General features: G+C 65.5%; 15 protein-coding genes. 10 read left to right on the top strand and 5 right to left on the bottom strand.

Translation table 11 applies throughout. The annotated features are described in order from the left end of the window. Positions 1–966: XRE family transcriptional regulator (locus DI005_RS37850; RefSeq protein ID WP_233520461.1), on the top strand; the 966-nt coding region annotated here is incomplete at its 5' end. Then, entirely contained in the window at positions 960–1,517 is a 558-nt protein-coding gene (locus DI005_RS37845) for an rRNA adenine N-6-methyltransferase family protein (protein ID WP_113645188.1), read from the top strand. The genes DI005_RS37850 and DI005_RS37845, both read left to right, overlap by 7 nt. A gap of 184 nt (positions 1,518–1,701) precedes the next feature. Here DI005_RS37845 and DI005_RS37840 read toward each other — a convergent pair whose 3' ends face one another. After that, complete coding sequence (locus tag DI005_RS37840; protein WP_158559956.1) at positions 1,702–3,660, bottom strand: recombinase family protein; 1,959 nt, start codon at positions 3,658–3,660, stop codon at positions 1,702–1,704. A 478-nt stretch (positions 3,661–4,138) separates the two neighbouring features. Here DI005_RS37840 and DI005_RS37835 point away from each other — a divergent pair, with 478 nt between their 5' ends. From DI005_RS37835 to DI005_RS37830, 3 genes are all read left to right on the top strand, one after another. Next, a complete protein-coding gene (locus tag DI005_RS37835; RefSeq protein WP_113645186.1) occupies positions 4,139–4,804 on the top strand; it encodes a hypothetical protein in 666 nt (221 codons plus the stop codon). Positions 4,805–5,080: 276 nt separating this feature from the next. Next, positions 5,081–5,509 (top strand): hypothetical protein, encoded by a 429-nt coding sequence (locus DI005_RS38110; RefSeq protein WP_147263939.1) that lies wholly within the window; start codon positions 5,081–5,083, stop codon positions 5,507–5,509. Positions 5,510–5,688: 179 nt separating this feature from the next. Continuing rightward, positions 5,689–6,378, top strand: coding sequence for a hypothetical protein (locus DI005_RS37830; protein WP_113645185.1), 690 nt, complete (start codon positions 5,689–5,691; stop codon positions 6,376–6,378). Positions 6,379–6,832: 454 nt separating this feature from the next. Here the strand turns inward: DI005_RS37830 and DI005_RS39390 are convergent, their stop codons facing one another. Next, positions 6,833–7,366 carry a tyrosine-type recombinase/integrase gene (locus tag DI005_RS39390; RefSeq protein WP_233520460.1) on the bottom strand — a complete coding sequence of 178 codons (534 nt, stop codon included), beginning with the start codon at positions 7,364–7,366 and terminating at the stop codon, positions 6,833–6,835. Between the two features lie 259 nt (positions 7,367–7,625). On the opposite strand from DI005_RS39390, the gene DI005_RS39385 reads away from it, so the two are divergent. From DI005_RS39385 to DI005_RS37810, 3 genes are read left to right on the top strand one after another with little or no spacing between them, the layout of a single operon-like run. Next, positions 7,626–8,606 carry a polysaccharide deacetylase family protein gene (locus DI005_RS39385; protein WP_113645184.1) on the top strand — a complete coding sequence of 327 codons (981 nt, stop codon included), beginning with the start codon at positions 7,626–7,628 and terminating at the stop codon, positions 8,604–8,606. A gap of 5 nt (positions 8,607–8,611) precedes the next feature. Next, entirely contained in the window at positions 8,612–9,409 is a 798-nt protein-coding gene (locus DI005_RS37815) for an SDR family oxidoreductase (RefSeq protein WP_233520459.1), read from the top strand. Positions 9,410–9,457: 48 nt separating this feature from the next. Further along, positions 9,458–11,251, top strand: coding sequence for a long-chain fatty acid--CoA ligase (locus DI005_RS37810; protein WP_113645182.1), 1,794 nt, complete (start codon positions 9,458–9,460; stop codon positions 11,249–11,251). 30 nt (positions 11,252–11,281) lie between these two features. Here DI005_RS37810 and DI005_RS37805 read toward each other — a convergent pair whose 3' ends face one another. The 3 genes from DI005_RS37805 to DI005_RS37795 form a co-directional block, all read right to left on the bottom strand. After that, on the bottom strand, positions 11,282–14,251 hold the full coding sequence (locus DI005_RS37805; RefSeq protein WP_158559954.1) for a helix-turn-helix transcriptional regulator: 2,970 nt from the start codon (positions 14,249–14,251) through the stop codon (positions 11,282–11,284). 118 nt (positions 14,252–14,369) lie between these two features. Beyond that, a complete protein-coding gene (locus DI005_RS37800; protein ID WP_113645180.1) occupies positions 14,370–15,569 on the bottom strand; it encodes a beta-ketoacyl synthase N-terminal-like domain-containing protein in 1,200 nt (399 codons plus the stop codon). Positions 15,570–15,629: 60 nt separating this feature from the next. Beyond that, positions 15,630–16,538 (bottom strand): SDR family NAD(P)-dependent oxidoreductase, encoded by a 909-nt coding sequence (locus DI005_RS37795; RefSeq protein ID WP_199543556.1) that lies wholly within the window; start codon positions 16,536–16,538, stop codon positions 15,630–15,632. On the opposite strand from DI005_RS37795, the gene DI005_RS37790 reads away from it, so the two are divergent. Then, a complete protein-coding gene (locus DI005_RS37790) occupies positions 16,528–17,004 on the top strand; it encodes a MaoC family dehydratase N-terminal domain-containing protein (RefSeq protein WP_113645178.1) in 477 nt (158 codons plus the stop codon). The genes DI005_RS37795 and DI005_RS37790 overlap by 11 nt on opposite strands. Then, positions 17,001–17,471: a MaoC/PaaZ C-terminal domain-containing protein gene (locus tag DI005_RS37785; RefSeq protein ID WP_199543554.1), complete on the top strand. Its 471-nt coding sequence runs from the start codon at positions 17,001–17,003 to the stop codon at positions 17,469–17,471. The genes DI005_RS37790 and DI005_RS37785 overlap by 4 nt, the downstream gene beginning before the upstream one ends. The last annotated feature ends 6 nt before the right edge of the window (positions 17,472–17,477 follow it).

Raw genomic sequence — 17,477 nt, 5'->3', positions numbered from 1 at the left:
CCTTCGCGATTGGTCGTAGCAAAGTCGATTCCCGTCAGCACTGATTACGGCGACGCCTCGTATCTAGAACAAGCGCGGTCCGACCTCTTGCGCCTTGTTGCGTTGGACAACCGGTACGGCGCCGCCGACATTGTGAAAATGTCACACAGGTTATTTAAGAAGCTGAAGAACCTAGTCGGCACTGGTGCATACGATCCAACATTAGAAAAGGACTTCAATTCCCTCACAGGGGAAGTTGCCGAGCTTACCGGCTGGTTGGCCTACGATGCTGAGCTTCACGACCTTGTGCGCGTGATGAATAACGAATCACTCTTCTACACGCGCTTGGCGGGTGACCGCGACATTGAGCTACTTACGCTCCAGAACGCAAGTATGCACGCGGGAGCGATGGGCAGACACGGAGAGGCTTTGCAGATTGCCTGTTCGGTCCTGGAGGGCAACTACAGCCTATCGCCACGGCTGCAGGCGCTCTTTCTTATGAGAAAGGCGCGCGCATTAGCGCAGGGTGGCGACGAATCCGCCCTCGCCATGTTCGACCAAATATACTCGCTGTACCTGGAAGGCGTCCGCGACGATGACCCGGCGTGGGGATGGTGGATCGACGAGCGTGAATTGGCATGGCATAAGGCTATGGCCAGGCAGGCGCTCAGCAGGGATAGTCTTGCACTAGCGGAGTTTGAGCATTCTGTGGAAGCTACTGAACCCAGCGAGACACGGAGTCAGTACCTGCACCGCGCATATCTGCTTCAAGCTCAAGTTGACGCCGCCACATGGGACGACGCGGAGGCCACGATCATGTCATTACTTCCCCTGATTCCGGAGGTTGAGTCCACGCGCACGAAGGTTCTTCTAAGAGGCGCGATCTCCAAGGTGGCTGCACACAACAAGATCCCTGGAAAGATCGAGAGCGGAATTGCTCAGCTCGGAATAGCGTTGGATGAAGCAGACCTTACGGAGGCATGGTGAACAACGACGAACTGAGCACGCTTGCTGATTCGCGACTTGATCAATACTTCCTCGTGTCTCCTGAGAAGCTTGCTCTGCTCTTTGAGGCAGCCGAGATCCGGCCAGACGATGCCGTACTAGAAATCGGCGCCGGTGCAGGGACCGTCGCACGCAACATGCCGCCCTGTAAGAGCCTCACCGTGGTCGAACTCGACAAGCGGCTGATCGAGACGCTTCGGCAAGAAGTCCCTCGCGCCACTGTTGTGCAGGGCGACGCACTCCAGCTCGTGCGCGAGTTGCCGCACGATGTGCTGATCGGCAATCTGCCGAATGTCGTCACAGAGTCCCTGATGGAGGTCCTGCCGGAACTCTCCTTCCGTACTGCCGTACTCGCAGTGGGCCTGTGCGCGAACCTCGATCGGCTGCACGAAACCTTCGATGTAGCCGAGGTCACGGCGATCTCGGGCAGCGACTTCGCACCGCCGCAGCCCAGCGTGTCGAGAATCGTCAAGGTTGCTCGCCGTGTCGCCGACCCGCAGAAGAGCCAACAGCCCCGCTCGCGCAAGGGCTGAGTTGGCCGCAGAGAGGCAGACCGACATAGGCCGGGCCGATACCTTAGCCGGTCCGGTTCACCTCAGAACGGGACTCTCAGCGGAAGTTGTGCCGAGGACGTGCCGAAGTAGGCCGTTCCAGCCGCCCAGGAATCGCGTTAGCGCAGGTCAGCGCGCTAATGGTTCGCGAACGACGTTCACTCTCCTAAAGCGGGTGTCGCAGGTTCGAATCCTGCCGGGGGCGCACAACAGATGGGAACAGGGGGGACGAGCCGCTAGGCGCCTCGTCCTTCTCGTTCGCGTTGGTCTCGGTGCCATGCTTCTTGCCCGTTGGCTTCTTGAAGGGGAGCACCACCCCGCTCTCTTGCGCGGTCTGTTGAAGCGCTGGGAGCGTCTCACCACTCAGCGTGATGCGGCAGACGGCGGTGTTGTCTGTCTTGTTGTAGTGGATCTCCAACCGGAGCGCCTCGAACAGCTTGCGGGCGAGGTCCTCCGGTAGTGCGTCGAGGTCGCAGGCGCCGACGGGGAGCAAGCGGAGCAGGTCGGGGTTCTGCTGATCGTTGACCTGCTCTTCGAGGGTCTCCAGCTCAGCGGCCAGCTTGGCGCGCTCCGCCTTGATCTCGGCTCGACGGTTCTTGATGTCCTGGATGAGTTCCTGGTCCGGCTCTTCATCATCGTCGCCGGTGACTTCGAGGGTGCGGATCAGGCGCTTTTTCCGGGCGTCGAGGTCGGCGATCGACTTCTTGATCGCCGCGATGCGCTCGGTCCGTGTCTGCTCAGCCTGCATGTCCAGGTCGCGCAGGGCTGAGGAGAGCAGCTCCTGCCGGTACGGACCGAACACGTGGTGGCTGAGGAACTCGTTCAGGCCGTCGAGGAGCGCGACTTCGCGCACCCACAGGCTGTCCGGGTGCCCCTCGGGGACGTAGCCCTTCTTCGGCGCGCAGGCGTAGTACGCGTGCTGGCGGCGCGTCTTGCCGAACATCCGGCGACCGCAGATCTCACAGAACAAGTAGGACCGCAGCCGGTAGGTGCGCTTGGTCTGCGGATGGGTGTTGGCGCCAGCCTGCGTGCGAGACCGTTCGCGTCGCCGGACGACCTGCTGGGCCGCGATGAAGTCCGTGAGGTCGATGATCTTCTCGTGCGTGGGCTCCGTGGACCAGACCCACTTCTCCATCGGGTTGGGGCTGCCGTTGCGCGTCTTCATCGCCCGCCGGTTCCAGACCATGTAGCCGGTGTACTTGGGCTGGTTCAGCACGTCCCGAACTCTGCTCCACGTCCACCGGCCGACGGCTCGTTCGGGGTCTGCTGGGGTCGGCGGCGGGTTGGTCGCGAGGTCGAGGTTGAGTCGCTCCGCGATCGCCTCGTAGCTGAGCCGCTCGGGGATCCGCCAGTCGTAGATCTTGCGTACGACCGCGGCCTCGATCGGCTCCTTGACGAGCTTGCTCTTGGTCCGCGGACCGTTCCGTCCCTTCCCCCGGTTCCCAGACCGAGCGCGCCCCGCCCGCTTGGCATCGCCCTTATCGGAGGCATGGCCGCTGTCGGAGTCCTTGTCGAGCCGAACCTGGACGGTGCGGTAGCCATAGCACGCCTTGCCGACGTTGTAGCCCTGGTCGGTATGGGTCTCGAACCCGTCGCGAGCCCGCTTGATCATGTCCAGCGCGTACCACTCAGCGATGCCCTGCTTGACCCGTCGGGTGAGCACCGTGGTCGGGTCGATGAGCATGTCGGTGTCGAGCCGGATGGGTTCATCGGCGGCCCACAGTCCGACGTTGGCTGACTGCAGCTGGTGCTCCACGAGCGTGCCGTAGTAGGTCCGGCGGGCGATGCGGTCGATCTGTTCGCAGATGACTGCCTGGAAGCGCCGGTTGGCGCTGGCCGCCTCTTTGAGCAGATCGTGGATGCCGCCGTCACGCGGGATAGGGATGGCGAGCCGCTCGTGACGGTCGCCCCGGCCGCGCACATCGAGGTCTTTGCGCCCGGACTCGACGTCGTAGAAGTACGCGACGATGACGCAGCCCTCGGGCAGCGCTTCCTGCGAGATGCGCAGCTGGCGCAGCAGCGATCCGACGGGGTCCTGCTGGTCGTGACCTACCGCGCGTGGGAACGCCCGAAAAGCCGCGGGTGGCAACAACAGCACGGTGAGCCGCCGTGAGGTCGTGGTCATGGTTCGTCCGGACTCGCCGCGGATAGCGGCATGCGTCGAAGGCCAGCGCCGCATGTTCCAGGCCGATTATCCCTGCCCCCGGCCGCTAACCGCCCCGACTCCCTTTCGGTGACGATGTCGCAACCGCGGAGGCGTACGTCCCCGGCGGTGCGATGCTCCCCAGCGCGGACCACACGGCCCTGGCCTTCGCTGAGGCGCTCGCGCGGCTGATCCGGCTGGCCCCCGGCCAGGCGCGCGGCAGGCATGGCCGGAGATGACGCTTGATGAGCGGCGCGAGTTCCTGCGCCTCTTCATCGAGCGGCTGACCATCAACCCAGCGACGGTCCGTGGAAGCAAGAAGTTCGACCTGACCCGCACCAAGATCGAGTGGAGGCGACAGCGAAGCGCTACTGACACACGGCGAGTCACGCAAAACAAACCGAGTGGTTATCCCTAAACATCAACCGGCCGCTGCACCTCATCGGACATGATGGCAGTCATGGACGGGATACAAGCGGATCGCCTTGACAATTTCAGGGAGCAGGAGATCGCGAGCGGAGTCGGGTTCCCCGTGTACGGCGTCACGGGCTGGAGCGGGTGGAAATGGCTTGACTCCGTTGATGGCTACAACACTGGGGCCGTCTGGATTGGGCACGCCACCAGGGATCGACAGGCAGGCGTACTCGTGGGGACGTTGCCCCGAGACACATTTGATCGCGAGTTCTGGCCGGAAAACCGCGACCGCCAGGAGGCCGCCGCCATGGCAGCTCGGGACCAGTTCATCAACGTGCTAGGACCACCCATGCCCCTGCCTGAGAACCTCGGCAACGCCATTGTTGAGCATGTTGATCACCAGGTCAATCGGCACGCCGCCTGGAAGCAGGTGGGGTGGACGGTAGAAGGCACTGAGTCATCGGCGAAGGTGTACGAATTCGCTGGTGCTTGGATGGGTATTAGCGAGGAACTGCCGCATGCGCATCTGGTCGCAGTAGGCGTCGGCCTTCCTCCCGTATTGGACCTATACAAAGCACGCGGTGAGTGGTATGGCGTCGACTTCGCCGCGCCCATCAGGATTCGTCACTTACAGCGTAGGCCCGAGAAGGCCATGCCGTACGCCAACGAATCTCTGCACGCCGAGCAGCTGGCACTCGTCCGTACAGAGTAATACGAAGAGAAACTCGCGCTTGTTTGGTGCACGGTAACTCGTTTGGCGGTGCTCTCTCGTTGGTGTTAGTCGATATACCTTGTGCAGGGGGCCCACTGGGGGACTCCGAGTAAATCGGTTTAAGGGTAATTTTTTTTGAGTCGAAGACATGCCACCACCAAGTCGCGCGCTCTGATCACAGCAGCATTCTCGCTCCTCGCGCTGTTGTCGACGTCCGTTGGCGTCGCGAGTGCGCAAACGGAAGCGTCAAGCGAAAGCGGAGATAGCTGCGCAGTCTTGCTGGAAAAGCTGCAGCCCGGCGAGTCAGAATCGGAGGTTCTCGCGGAGGCCTGCGGGGCAACACAGAACGAGGCGAAGGCGAACCTCAACGCAGAGATAGCCGACGAGGGGATCCAGCAGCAGGCCAACTACCAACTGGTTCACCTCTATCAGCATTCGTACCAGGGCGGCAGGAGTACAACCATTTTCGGTGAGAGCGCCTGCGACTCTGCCGGGTATGGCATGTCGGACCTTCGAAACGCTAACAGCGTGGTGGGTGGGATTTCTTCCTATCGCGCCGACCCGACGTGCAATGGGCAGACTTTGTACCATGAGCCGAATTACGTCAGGCAATGCGGCGCGCATCAGACCGGAACTCTCAAGAATGTTCCGTGGGAATGCAATGACCATCTCTTCTCCATGAGGGTTTACCGCGCATATAGCTGATAGTCCCGTTTGCTGAATCGTGAACCTCGGGGCTCCTTCGTTGAGCCCCGAGATTCGCGCACAATTAGTGTGCGCGAAGAGGCACCCGAGTCCGGCGCCTTCTTTAGGTCTGACTGCGACGCCTGTGAGACGCTTCGGCCATTGGTAAGATCTTCCAGTGTGCGACTCGTCGGAGCCCAATGAACTCGGACCATCAGAGCGAGGACACAGGGGTGGCCCAAACAACTGACAGTGTCCTCACTGGCCGCGCCGTTATCATCGTCGTCACAGCCGGGTTGCTCACAGGGGCGTTCGCGTCCGCTACCTACTACTCCGCGTCTCTGCGGTCGCTGTCGCACGCCTTTGTCATCTGGATCCTGCTAGCCGCGGTGCTCGCTCGTGGACGCAAGCCCGTCGCAGCTTGCGTCCGTGTCACTCTCGCACTAGTCGCTGCTGTGTGGACCTTCTACCTGGGAAGGGCCGTCATCTACCAGGTGCTGTATTCGGCCGGCGATGACAACATCAGCCTGTTCAAGCTACTGGTGTGGACCTGTTTGGCCCTGATTGCGGGAACGGTGCTCGGATTGGGGCTACGGTTCGTCGGCGAGCATGGCTGGAAAGGGGTCACCGCGACTGGAGGAGCCATCGGGCTGGTCTGGGGCGATATCCTCCGGAGGACAGGGTTCGACCTCCTGCATGATCCGGTGCTCGTCGTGCTCGCGGCCGTAGTGTGCGCGCTCCTGCTCGCGATCGGGACTCAGTCGCCCACGCAGTTTGCGTGGACCGGCCTGGTCGGCGTCCTTTTGATCGCCCCGGGGTACCTGCTTGCCTCGATGCCCGACCTTTTGGAACAGCTGCTAATCACCGGGGGTCTCTCAGGCATCCTCTGACCTGCTCACGGTCGTTGCATCGTGCTCGCCATCTCCACGTGCCAGACGCGGGCTACCGCTGAGGCGACCGAAGCCAGGCGGAGGCCCCGCGAGCGGGCTTCGTCAGGGTCGGTGGGGCGCCAGTGGGGGATCTAGACGATGCGCGTCCGGCGACGACATGTCCTTTGAGCCAGCGCAGTGTGGCCCGCCGCAGAGCCCCCAGCATGCGAGGCTGACTCGGCACAGGCGAGATCGGCGGCTCACGAGCGACCTCCTGTTGGCGGCTCATCTTCACCGGCAAACGGAGTCGGAACTGCTCCGCTACTCCGATCGAGTGAGATCCGATGTTCAACGACCAGACGTCCTCTTAAGAAACCCCTGGTCGAAGCTGTTCCCATCTGTTGTGTGTCCTGCCGGGGGCGCACACCCCCTGGTCGAGAGCTGACCAGGGGATCTACGGCGAACCTCCCCACGTTTAACCCTTGTCTTTGGGATTCGTGATCGGTGGCCGCTCGGCCAGCGCCGGACCAGCGTCCTCGCCCACCACGCCACGTTCCATGTAGTCCTCCTGCGTCGTGCTGATGCGCTCATGTCCGAGATAGTCGGCGATCTCTCGAGCCGTCAGCCCTGCGTCATCGAGGACGCCCGCGACGTAGTGCTGGAAGTCATGCGGGTGCAGGCCCTCGAAGGAAGTACCAGCGACCACCTGGCGGATGCGCGCGCGGGTGTTGTCGGGGTCGCGCAGCGTGCCGGTTGACGAAGGGAACACCCACGGCGAGTCGGACTCGGCATGGCGTCGCTTCAAGATGTCCATCACCCAAGCTGGCGGGCGTATGGTCCGCATGCCCGCGACGCTCTTCGTGTGGTTCTGGACGAACAACCCTTGCCCGGTCACCCGGTCCACCAGGTCGACAAGGTCCCAGCGCTCAGCCTCAGGTGAAGCGTGGAAGACGCCCACGACAGCGCCGATGGCGCGGCCGTTGACCGTGCGCTCCTTGCGGCGCTTCATCTTGCCCAGGCTTTCGATCTCTCTGACGACCGGCCGACACCGACGTTCACACGGAATCGAGCCTGTTGATCAAGCTGGGCGCGGCGGGTCAGCTCGAGCGTGCCGCTGACCAGGAAGAACTGCGGGGTTCAGGGTGACCGTCAGGGTGTGCTTTCAGGGTTTCACCGGGTTGGCACGCCGGGTGAGCGCTGGCACTGTCACCGCATTCCCGTGACACGCAGGAACCAGCGACCGTCTACCAGTCGAAGGGCTGACATCGATGAGCGAGCAGCTTTCTCCCGACGCCCCAATCAAGCTAGCCATGAGCGTCGACGACATATTGCAGTTTCGCGGGTTGCCGTACCCGGACGGCTATTCCGCGCACCGTGTTGTCCGTTCGCTGTGCCGGTCGTTCGCAAGCCACGGCCTTCCGGCGGTGTACTCATTTTCCAACACCTCGCCGGCTGAGGCCGACAGCGACCTGTTCCGGGCGTTCGACGCATGGTGCGAGGCCGGCAACCATGTCGGCAATCACGGGCACTACCACGCGAGCCTGAATTGGGTGGACCCCAAGCAGTACATCGAGGATATCCAGCGCAGCGAGGAGCTGATCGGTCGATGGCTCGGGCAAGCTCCCACCCGGTACTTCCGGTACTGCATGGACATGTGGGGAGACACGGAAGCCAAGACGAACGAGGTTCAGGCCTACCTGGCCAGCGCCGGGTATCTGCCGGCACCGGTGAGCTGCTGGTTCTACGACGCCCAGTTCATCGTTCCGTACTGGCGCACCCTGGTCGCGGGTGACGACGAAGCACGCCGCTGGGTACAGGACAAGGTCGTGGAATCCGCGGTCTCGCAGTTGAAGAGCCAGTGCGCGGCGGCGCGGAAGATCCACGGCCGAGACCCCATCCACATCGGACTGATGCACGGTACCGCGGTGATGGCCGATACCGCGGACCGGATCCTGGAGGCTTACCAGGACCTGGGCGTCGAGTTCGTCACACTCGAGGAGGCTATGGCGGATCCCGCCAACGCCATTCACCCGCCGGTGACGACAAAGATGTTCCGTAACTCGACGCAGAAATGGGCGGAGTACGCCGGTGTGGACGTGGAAGGCACACCGCCGCGGAAGCTGCTGGCGGAGGTACGCGCGGTCACTCCGGTGGACGGCATGAGCGAGGAAGAAGTACTCGGCACGATCATGTTGAACGCCGCGCAGGCGTTCGGCGCACAGCCGGCATTCGACGAGTTCGACTGGTAGCCGCGGTGCCAACGGAGGACAGCGCGGCCGGGTATTTCTCGGTCGGCGGTAAGACAGCGCTCGTGACCGGAGGCTCGCGCGGGATCGGGTACATGATCGCCAGTGGCCTGGTCGATGCCGGGGCGCGGGTACTGGTCTCGTCCCGCAAGCCGGATGCCGTCGAAGCGGCCGCGAACGAACTGGCCCGGCGCGGTGATTGCCGGGCGGTCGTGGCCGATGTCGCCACCGGCGAGGGGCGGCATGCCCTCAGCGACGCGGTACAGCAGTACGCCGGCGGTGCGCTGGATGTGCTGGTTAACAACGCGGGTGCTACCTGGGGTGCGCCCATCGACGAGTTCCCCGAACATGGTTGGGACAAGGTGCTCGACACCAATGTGAAGGGTGTCTTCCAGCTGACGGTGGCGCTGCTACCGGCGTTGCGTGCCGCCGCGACCAGTGCCGATCCCGCGCGGGTTATCAACATCGGCTCCACGGCTGGGCTGGTCGTACCCGAGCTGGACAACTACTCGTACAGCGCCAGCAAGGCCGCCGTGCACATGCTGACCCGCCACCTGGCCAGGCATCTGGCGGCGGAAGCGGTCACCGTCAACGCCGTCGCGCCGGGCTGGTTCGAGACGCCGATGTCGCGACACCTGCTGGACGACCCCGAGCACCGTGCGCGGCTGCTCGAACAGATCCCGCTCGCCAGGACCGGCGAGCCTGGTGACATCGCCGGCATCGTCCAGTTCCTGGCGTCCCGGGCCGGTTCCTACCTCACCGGCACCGTGATCCCACTCGACGGTGGTGTGAGCGGGTGTAGCTGAACGGCACCGCGAACCCTCCCCGATCAACGACGAAGAAGGGTGTATGCGATGGACAACGCGACTACCTCCACCAATGCCCCCGGGCTGCACGCCAGCACGTTGTGCGAGGCGTTTCAGCGCACCGTCGAGCGGTTGCCCGACCAGCCTGCGCTGCGCACGCCGGGCGATGAGGTGCGGCTGACTTGGCGGCAGTACGCCCGCCGGGTGCGGCGTATCGCCGAAGCGCTCGCGTCGCTCGGAGTGCGCCGGGGCGATTCGGTCGGCATCATGCTGGCCAACCGGCCGGAGTTCCATCTGATCGACACGGCCACGCTGCATCTGGGTGCCATCCCGTTCTCTATGTACGTGACCTCGGCGCCGGAACAGATCGCGTACGTGCTGGACAACGCGGCGTGCCGGGTGCTGTTCGTGGAAAGCCGCTTCCTGCCGCGGGTGCGCGGAGCAGCGACGCCGTGGCTGGAGCACATGGTGGTCATCGACGGCGATGAGGGTCTCACTCTCGAGCGGCTGGAGGCCGGCCATGCGCGGGGCTTCGACCTTGCCGCCGCAGCCCGGCAGATCCGACCCAGTGACCTGGCTACGGTGATCTACACGTCCGGGACAACCGGGCCGCCCAAGGGCGTGGAGCTGACCCACGCCAACATGATGTACGCGATCCGCGGCTGTGACAGCCAGGTGCGGTTACGGGTCGCTGGCAGCGCCGTTTCCTACCTGCCGCACGCGCACCTCGCCGACCGGCTGGTGGCGCACTATGTCCCCATGGCAACGGGGGCGGAGACCACGACGGTGGCCGACCCCGCCCAGGTCATGAGCGCCCTACCCGGGTGCCGGCCGTCGATGTTCATGGCGGTGCCCCGGGTGTGGGAGAAGCTGCGCGCCGCGCTGCTCACCGGTTTCGCGAAAGAGCCACACGAGCGAGCCGAAGCCATCGACCGCGCTGTCCGTACCGGACTCGAGAAGGTCCGCGCGGAGCAACGCGGCGAGGCCGTCCCCGCCGAGGTGCTGCGGGAATGGCAGCGGGCGGACGAGACCATCTTCGCCGGAATTCGGGAACGCATCGGGCTGGACAGGGCCGATTGGATCATCAGTGGTGCGGCGCCGATCCCGACGGACGTGGTGGAGTTCTTCTACGCGATCGGTGTCCGGGTCTGCGAGGGTTGGGGCATGACCGAGACGAGCGCGCTCGGAGCCATCAACCGGCCGGATTCGATCCGCATCGGCACCGTGGGCCCACCCATGCCGAACACCGAGCTGCGTTTGGACGTCGACGGCGAAGTGTTGGTGCGGGGGCCACACGTCATGCGGGGCTACCGGCATGACGCTGAGCGGACCGCAGAGGTGCTGAGTTCGGACGGGTGGCTGCGCACCGGCGACATCGGGCGGCTCGACGATGCCGGACACCTCGTGATCATCGATCGCAAGAAGGACCTCATTATCAACGCGGCCGGCAAGAACATGTCACCTGCCAACATCGAGGCAGCACTGATGAACTCCTCGCCGTTGATCGGGCAAGCGTGCTGTATCGGCGACGCCCGGCCGTTCAACGTTGCGCTACTCGTGCCCGACCCGGACAGCGCCGCCACGGTGGCCCGCTCCCACGGCCTATGCGGCACGTCGCTTGCCGACCTGATCGGCGGTGGATTTCTCGACGAGGCAATCGCCGCCGCCGTGGAGCGTGCCAACGCCACACTGTCCAGAGTGGAACAGGTCAAGCGCTACCGCGTGCTGCCCGTCGAGTGGCTACCGGACGGGGACGAGCTCACCCCGACGTCGAAGCTGAAACGCAAATCTATCGCGGCGAAGTACGCCGACACCATCGAGGAGCTCTATGCCGACAGTTGAGCCGGGCCACTCGCTCGCTGTCGGCGTGGCTCAGTCCGCATCCTCGTACGCCATCCGCTCCATCATGCTGGCCACCGCGGCCCTCGAGGAAACGCCCAACTTGTCGAATACCTGCGCGATGTGTGACTCCACGGTTTTGAGACTCACGAACATTTCATCGGCGATCTCGCGGTTCTTCAGGCCGCGGGTGATGAGCTCGGCGACCTGACGCTGGCGGCAGCTGAGCACACCGAGACCGCGGCACGCGTAAGCGGACTGTCCATGGTGGATTACTCGCCGCCCCAGCGCGCGTAGTCGTTGCGCGGCCTCGTCCCGGTAGCGCGCCGCACCGCACCGGGCAAGGGCGAAGTACGCCTGCTCGAAGCGTTCCGTCGCATGCTGCTGCTCGGCCATCTCGAGCAGCGCGCGCCCCTCGCCGAGCCACGCTCGCGCGGCGTCCACCGTCCGGCCGACGCCGACGAAGTCCCGCGCTGCTGCCGCCGCATCGGCGGCTGCCTTGACCGGCTGTCCGCGCGCCAGCGCGACGTTGGAGGCAGCCAGGCGCGCGTCGGCAAGCTTGCCGGGCAAGCCCAACTGCTCGGCGGCGGATTGGGCGCGGCGTGCCCAATCCGCCGCGGCGCCCACATCGCCGAGTGACAGTTCGGCCGAGCACAGCATCGCGTAGCAGTACGGCCGCCACCCGAGCTCGATGGGCGAGAGCTCCGGGCCGCCGCAGTGAATCAGGATCCGCTCCCTGCCACGAGCGACCTCACCACTCTCGATCTGTGCCAACCCTGCCGACCACTGCAGGAACCAGCCAAATCCCTTGGCAGAAAGTGACTCCCCCATGGCCGTGCCGCGCTCGCCGTACCGGATCGCGTCGTCGAGATCGCCGAGCAGCAACGCCGCCCAGCTGCGGAACCCGAGTGCCCAGAATGTGCCAGTATTGCGCGCGAGGTGCGTGGCTTCGATGACGGCCTCGGCGAGTTTCGCGCCATCCCGCAGATTGCCGAGCCAGAGGTGTGCCATCGACAGCGCGGCCATCGCCGCGGGAAACGCCCTGCCGTGGTTGCTGGCGCGCGCGATGGCCAGGGCACGTTCGGCGTGCCGCACGCCGTCGTCGTAGCGCTCGACGCCGATTTCCGCGGCCGCGAGCAGGCCGATCGCCTCGGTGTGCGCGACCAGCTCGGCGTCGGTTAGGCGGTCGACGACACCACTGGCGCGATCCACCGACCGCACCGTCGCGGCCGTGTCGCCGAGGTAGTACCGGCCGCAGGCGAGAATGCTCGCCCCGGACGCTTCGAGTATCGGCTCATCCAGGGAGCGTGCCTGCGTGCAGGCCCGCTTGGCCAGCCGCACGGTTTCCGCCCAGTCCCCCAGATGTGCGTGGTCGCTGGCGAGTTCGAGGGTGACCGCGGTGACACCGACCGAGGCGGTATCCCCCAGCTGTGCCAATGCGTCACGCAGCCGCGAGCTCGCCTGCCGGCGCGCGTCGCCGCATAGGTGGTCCAGCCGCACGAGCGCGCCGAGCAACCGCGCCTTGCCGACCGCGTCGTGCTCCGGCACCAGCAATGTTGCTTCGCTGAGCGCCGCGCGGCTGTCCTCGAGCCGGCCGGCGGCACTGAGCGAGTTGGCAAGGGCGACCAGCAGCTCGATGCGCCGCTGTTCGCTGGTATCCGGCGGCAGCAGCCGAATCGCCGCCCGCAACCAGCCGGCCGCCACTGCCGGGGCACGCGACGCGCTGGCGGTGGCCGCCGCGCTGAGCAGGTCACTCGCTTGCCCATCACCGGGTGAGGCGGACCGCTCAACGTGGTGGGCCCGTGCTGCCAGCGGTGCCCCGGCCCCCGCGAGCAGCGTGGCCGCTCGGGCGTGCGCGGCGATCCGGGCACCATCACCGACCGATGTGTACACGGCGTGCCGCACGATCGGGTGGCGAAACATGTACAGCTGCGCGCTGTCGATGGCACGCACCAACCCGCTTGCCGTGAGTTCGTCCAGCGCGGACAACGCCGTCGCACGCGCGATGGCTGCTACCGCGGCGGCGAACTCGATGTCGAACGGCTCGCCTGCCACCGCCGCGGCCTGTGCCAGCGCCCGTGCGTCCGGGGAGACGCTGTCGAACTCGTGCGTGATCGCCTGCTGCACCGCGGGGGGCACCGCGGCCTCGCCCATTCGTCGCTGTGTCGCGTCGGGGTTGTCGGCGGGCAGGCTCCGTGCCAGCTCGGTCAGGAAGAACGGGTTGCCGCCACTTTGGTGGTAGCACTCCTCGAAATGGGCCCCACCGTCCACACCGAGCAGGCGCTGGGCATCGGCGCGGTCCAACGGGCCAACTTCCAGCAGCGTGGTCGTTCCCTCTCGCACCCCGCTGGCCAGCGCGTGCGAGAGCATCCGCGGCAGGTGGATCGGACGGTAGGCGACGGCGATGCATATCGGCCCGGCACAGCCGTGACTGAGCAGGTGCGCGAGTAGCTCGGCGGACGGCTCGTCAGCCCAGTGGACGTCGTCGAACACGACCAGCAGTCCCCGGTGCTGGCCCAGCTCTTCCAGAGCCGCACGGACCGCATGGTGCAGGCGGAACCTCTCGATGGCCAGGCCGCGAGCGTGGCTGCCCGCCGAGCTGAACGCGGGAAACACCGCGCGCAGCTCGGCGAGCCGTTCCTCGCCGAGCCGGCTCAGATCGTGTGCCGGATCGTCGAACAGCCGGCCCAGAACGTCAATTGCCAGTCCGAACGGCACGTCCTGTTCGAACTCGGTCGCCCGTCCACTGGCGATGCGCAAACCCGATTTCGTGGCCTGCTCGCGCAGTCGCCGAAGCAGCAAGCTTTTGCCGATCCCGGCCTCTCCGGACACGGCCAGGCGCCCGTCACCACGGCGGGTTGTGGACTCCAGGGCAGCGGCGAGCGCGTCGAGTTCTGCCGAACGCCCTACAATCACATCGCGTTCCTTGGGCGACCAGCGCGTGTCGCCAGTGGACTGATCGGCCGTCCCGCCGCGGCGGGCACTGTATAGCGACGAGACCACTCTGCCTCGGCCACCCATATCGGAACCTTAGCCGTTGCCGGGCGCATCCGAAAGGTGCGCGCGTAGTGCGTACGGTGCCCGCACGCGGGCATCATCCCCGATGCCCAGCGCTAGGCGTTCAACGCCCGGTCACCTGGTAGACGGTGAGGACCGCCGCGCCGCCAAGCCCGAGATTGTGCTGTAGCGCGGTGCGCGCCTTGGGTACCTGTCGGGCGCCCGCGGCGCCTCGTAGCTGCCAGCACAGCTCAGCGCACTGGGCGAGTCCGGTAGCACCGAGCGGATGGCCTTTGGAAATCAAGCCACCCGACGGGTTCACCACAGGTCCGTTCCCGCCGTAGGTGGTGGCTCGCGTCTCGACCAGCTTGTGCCCCTCGCCTTCCGGCGCGAGGCCGAGCGCCTCGTAGGTGATCAACTCGTTGGTCGAGAAGCAGTCGTGCAGCTCGATCACGTCGAGATCACTCGGCTCGATCCCGGCGGCGGCGTAGACGTTGCCGGCTGCCTCTAGCGACATGTCGTAGCCCACCACGGTGCGGCAGTTCGCCGTCGTATCGAACGTCGATGTGGTGTCGGTGACCATCGATTGCGCGGTGATCTCGACGGCATTGGCCCACAGGTCATTGGCATCGACGAAGCGTTCCGAGGCCAGGACCGCGCAAGCCGCGCCGTCCGAGGTTGGCGAGCACTGGAGTTTGGTCAGCGGGTCGTGAATGACCTTGGCCTGCTCGACTTCCTCCAGCGTGTACTCCTGCTGGAACTGCGCGTAGGGATTGTGCACCGAATGCTTGTGGTTCTTCCAGCCGATCCAGGCGAAGTGGTGCGGCGCCGAACCGTACTCTCGCATGTGTTCGCGTCCCGCGTTGCCGAACATCTGGGGAGCAAACGGGACATCCTCCGGAGTGACAAGGCGTTGCAGCGCCTCAATGTGCCGATCCATCGGGCTGGCGCGGTCCGGGAACTTGGCGCCCAGTGAGCCACGCTCCATCTTCTCGAACCCGGCGGCCAGCGTACACTCGGCAAGCCCGTACTGGACGGCTTCGCGCGCCAGGTACAGCGCGGTCGAACCGGTGGCGCAAGCGTTGTCGACGTTGATGATGGGGATACCCGTCAGCCCCAGCCCGTACAGCGCCCGCTGTCCGCTGGGCGAGTCGCCGTAGACATAGCCGACGAAGGCGCGTTCGATCTGCTCGTACCGGATCGTGGCCTCGGCCAGTGCGGCGGTGCCGGCCTCGGTGACCCAATCCGGGTAGTCACCCTCCTTGGTGCCCGGCTTGGCGAACGGGCTCATGCCCACGCCGATGACGAATACTCGATTACTCATGATGCGCTCCAGGAATCGCTGCGGTACGGATCTCGTGCACGGTGCGCGGGACACTCCTGCTCAGGCGGTCATCCCCAGCGGCAGGCCACCGCCGACATTGAGTACTTGCCCGGTGACGTGGTCGCTCCACGGCGAGCACAGGAACGCGATCCCGCCGGCGGCCTCCTCCGGGGTGGCGCTCCTGCCCAGTGGCACGAGTGAGCTCATCATCGAGCGCAGCTGCTCGGGCACGCCCACGTGTACCTCTTTGTCACCGATCGCGATGACCGAGTCCTTGGTTTTGGCTTGGGTAAGCCGGGTATCGACCAGTCCAAAGGCGACGGCGTTGACGTTGACCTTGAACGGTCCCCACTCCTTGGCCAGCGTCTTGGTCAGGCCGATGACGCCGGATTTGGCCGCGGAATAGTTGGCCTGGCCCGCATTGCCGTAGGCGGCCATCGAGGTCACGTTGACGACCTTCCGGAACACCTCGGTCCCTTCTGCCTTCTCCCGCTTCGCGGGTTCGCGCAGGTGTGGTGCGGCGGCGCGCAGGACCCGGAAGGGCACGACCGTATGAATGTCGATCATGTCCTGGAAGTCCTGGTCGCTCAGCTTGTGCAGGGGGCCGTCGGTGATGTACCCGGCGTTGTTCACGACGATGTCGAGCTTTCCCCACTCGTCGATCGCGGCCTGGATCAGCGCATCTGGTTCGCCCTCGTCGCACAGGTTGCCGGCATGAGTCGCGGTCTCGCCCGCGATCGCCTCGGAGGCAGCCTTCGCGGCGTCCGCGTCGAGGTCACTGATCAGTACCTTGGCGCCGCCCGCAGCGAGCGTCTCGACCGCCGCCCGACCGATGCCGCGTGCGCCTCCTGTCACGACGGCCACCTTGCCCTCAAACATCGATGCTCCGTTCTGTTGCCTGGCGGATGCCGGCACCGTAACATAAAAATCCATCCGGATGGATTTTTTAGGAGGATCGATGGTCGACACTGGAATCGTCGGCCGGGAGTTGGGCACGGTCCGCTTCCCGGTCGAACGCAGCAAGCTCGCCGAGCTGGCGCGCTCCTTCGGTAGCACGGACCCGTTGTGGAGCGACCACGATGCCGCCGCCGAGGCGGGTTTCGACGATATTCCGGTGCCACCGACGGTCACGGTGCTCGCCGACCTTTGGCGGGAACACGGCGCGTTGGACGGTGCGGTACGGCTGGGCCTGGACCTCGCCCGGCTACTGCACGGTGAGGCCAGCTGGACAATGCTGCGACCGATTCGCTGCGGCGACGAGCTCACGGCACGCAGCTCGGTGCTCGATGTCGCCGAACGCGTGGGCAACCGCGGCGGGTCGATGACGCTGGTGACGATCGAGACCGGTTTTACCAACCAGCACGGCGACAGCGTGGCCACACGCCGCGACGTGGTGATCGAGACCGCAGGACCGACAGGGAAGGAGCAGTCGTGACCGTCGCAGGTAGCAAGATCCCAGTAGCACCGGTACCGATGGCCGAGGGCGACAGCATGGCCGAGCACGAGTTCGGTCCACTGACCAGGACGCATATCGTCCGGTACGCCGGAGCGAGTGGCGACTTCAACCCCGTCCACCACGACGAGGAGTTCGCCAAGGAAGCGGGACTACCGGGCGTATTCGGCATCGGCATGATGCACGCCGGGATACTCGGGCAGCGGCTGGCCGCCTGGGTGGGTCCGGAGAACGTGCGATCCTTCTCGCTGCGGTTCACCGGCCAGGTGTGGCCGGGCGACGTGCTGACCTTCCGCGGGGTGGTCACCGGGGTGGAATCCGCCGAGAGCGCGGACCCGGTCGCACGCATCGATCTCACCGTGACACGCCAGGGCGGTGGGTGTGTACTCACCGCGGCAGCGACCGCGCGAGTGGCGCCGGCGGGCGATGTACCCGCCGGCGACAGGTGAACCGTG

The sequence above is a fragment of the Prauserella sp. PE36 genome, assembly GCF_003311655.1.
Lineage (GTDB): Bacteria > Actinomycetota > Actinomycetes > Mycobacteriales > Pseudonocardiaceae > Prauserella_A > Prauserella_A endophytica.
The sequence above is the reverse complement of the archived record's forward strand: the minus strand, read 5'-3'. Positions and strand labels throughout refer to the sequence as shown.

Excerpts from the sequence above, each read along its gene's own strand:
- DI005_RS37845 (WP_113645188.1), top strand. The coding sequence starts at position 960 with ATGGTGAACAACGACGAACTGAGCACGCTTGCTGATTCGCGACTTGAT.
- DI005_RS39390 (WP_233520460.1), bottom strand. The coding sequence starts at position 7,366 with ATGAAGCGCCGCAAGGAGCGCACGGTCAACGGCCGCGCCATCGGCGCT.
- DI005_RS37800 (WP_113645180.1), bottom strand. The coding sequence starts at position 15,569 with ATGAGTAATCGAGTATTCGTCATCGGCGTGGGCATGAGCCCGTTCGCC.
- DI005_RS37810 (WP_113645182.1), top strand. The coding sequence starts at position 9,458 with ATGGACAACGCGACTACCTCCACCAATGCCCCCGGGCTGCACGCCAGC.
- DI005_RS39385 (WP_113645184.1), top strand. The coding sequence starts at position 7,626 with ATGAGCGAGCAGCTTTCTCCCGACGCCCCAATCAAGCTAGCCATGAGC.
- DI005_RS37840 (WP_158559956.1), bottom strand. The coding sequence starts at position 3,660 with ATGACCACGACCTCACGGCGGCTCACCGTGCTGTTGTTGCCACCCGCG.
- DI005_RS37830 (WP_113645185.1), top strand. The coding sequence starts at position 5,689 with ATGAACTCGGACCATCAGAGCGAGGACACAGGGGTGGCCCAAACAACT.
- DI005_RS37835 (WP_113645186.1), top strand. The coding sequence starts at position 4,139 with ATGGACGGGATACAAGCGGATCGCCTTGACAATTTCAGGGAGCAGGAG.
- DI005_RS37790 (WP_113645178.1), top strand. The coding sequence starts at position 16,528 with ATGGTCGACACTGGAATCGTCGGCCGGGAGTTGGGCACGGTCCGCTTC.